This is a genomic window from Chromohalobacter sp. HP20-39, assembly GCF_033052815.1.
GTDB lineage: Bacteria > Pseudomonadota > Gammaproteobacteria > Pseudomonadales > Halomonadaceae > Chromohalobacter.
Window position 1 is genome coordinate 1 of sequence record NZ_JAWHTP010000533.1, and the last position, 284, is coordinate 284.

1 pseudogene is annotated in these 284 nt (G+C 63.7%); it reads left to right on the forward strand.

What is annotated here, in order from left to right:
- Positions 1-284, forward strand: a pseudogene (gene clpA / locus RVY79_RS19080) (ATP-dependent Clp protease ATP-binding subunit ClpA); the annotation flags it as partial.

The following is a 284-nucleotide window of genomic DNA, read 5'->3' on the forward strand; positions in this document are numbered from 1 at the left end:
TACGCATCGTCGGCGCTCACGGCTGCGGCTGAGCTGTCGGCACGCTTCATCACCGACCGCCACCTGCCGGACAAGGCGATCGACGTGATCGACGAAGCCGGTGCCGCGCAACGCATTCTGCCGAAGTCGAAGCAGAAGAAGACCATCGGCAAGGCTGAGATCGAAGACATCGTCTCGCGCATCGCCCGTGTCCCGCCGCAAAGCGTGTCGCAGGACGATCGCAGCAAGCTGCAGACGCTGGAGCGCGATCTGAAGTCGGTTGTGTTCGGTCAGGACCCCGCCAT